Raw genomic sequence first — 1,231 nt, 5'->3', positions numbered from 1 at the left:
TGATCCTGCATTGAAGCGGGGTCAAGCCGCCCAGGGCGGTACTGATGCGTTTGGTATTGTAATACCCGATGTATTCATCGATCGTGGCTCGTAACGCCTTCGCGTCAGGAAAGCTCTGCCTGTGGAAGCACTCGGTCTTGAGCACGGCAAAGAAGCTTTCCATCGAGGCGTTATCCAGACAGTTTCCCTTGCGTGACATGCTTTGCACCACGTTATGGTCGCTTAGCAGATTACGGTACTCAGACATCTGATAGTGCCAACCTTGGTCGGAATGCATTGTAGGCGTCTCGCCTTGCCTGAGCGTGGCTAAGGCTTTTTTGAGCATCGAAACCACCAGCTGCATCGTTGGGCGTAAGCTCATTTCATGCGCAACGATCTCCCGCGTACACAGGTCTTTCACGGTCGAGAGATAGAGTTTCTCACTGCCTACCTTGAACTCGGTGACGTCGGTTGCCCATTTCTGGTTCGGTGCCTCGGCATCGAAGTTGCGCTCCAGGAGGTTAGGAGCGACTACACCAACTTTGCCTCGGAATGTCTTGAATTGCCTGACCCGCTGAATCGACTTCAGGCTCAGCATACCCATCAGGCGCAGTATCGTGTTTGCGTGTAATTCGACGCCGTGCTCACGCAGGGCATCGGCAATGCGACGATACCCATAGCGCCCCTTATGCTCGTCGTAGACCTGCTTGATGAGCTCTTTGGTTTGCGCGTATTTATCCGGCACCTTGCGTGCCACATCCCAGGCATAGAACGTACTGCGGGCCAGGCCAACAACCTTCAGCAATCCCACAACCGGAAACGACTGCCTTAGCTCATGCACTATTTGCGCTTTTTGGGCACAGCTGCTTTCGCAGCTGCCTTCTTTGCTTGAGCCAAGGCTTCCAGCTTTTTTAGGACGGCGACCTCCATCTGCAGGTACTGCACACGCTTGAGCAGTTCTTCGCGCGTCAGTTCTTCTACTGGCCTGTCGTCGGGTGGGGTTATGCGTGCTGGCATCTCTGATACGGCTGGCTTAATGCGGCCGAGTGCTTCGCTACCACCCTCGTCGTAACGTTTCGCCCAGGTGCGAACACTGTCGGGATGGGGAATGTTAAAGACTGCGGCCGTCTGATTGATCGTGGTCGCATTGTCCCACATGTACCGCAGTACCGACAGCTTGAACTCAGCGGAGTAATGAACCTGCTGCCTTGCAAATGACCCATCACCATGTAGCAGATAGGCGCTTACCCAG

2 protein-coding genes are annotated in these 1,231 nt (G+C 54.6%); both read right to left on the bottom strand.

The window, feature by feature from the left end; all coding sequences use genetic code 11:
* Positions 1–820 (bottom strand): IS3 family transposase (locus tag AWU77_RS02100; protein WP_193747472.1); only part of this gene is annotated, 820 nt, incomplete at its 3' end.
* Positions 820–1,231 (bottom strand): helix-turn-helix domain-containing protein (locus tag AWU77_RS02095; RefSeq protein ID WP_062058544.1); only part of this gene is annotated, 412 nt, incomplete at its 5' end. The genes AWU77_RS02095 and AWU77_RS02100, both read right to left, overlap by 1 nt.

It is taken from the genome of Cellvibrio sp. OA-2007 (assembly GCF_000953825.1).
GTDB lineage: Bacteria > Pseudomonadota > Gammaproteobacteria > Pseudomonadales > Cellvibrionaceae > Cellvibrio.
The sequence above is the reverse complement of the archived record's forward strand: the minus strand, read 5'-3'. Positions and strand labels throughout refer to the sequence as shown.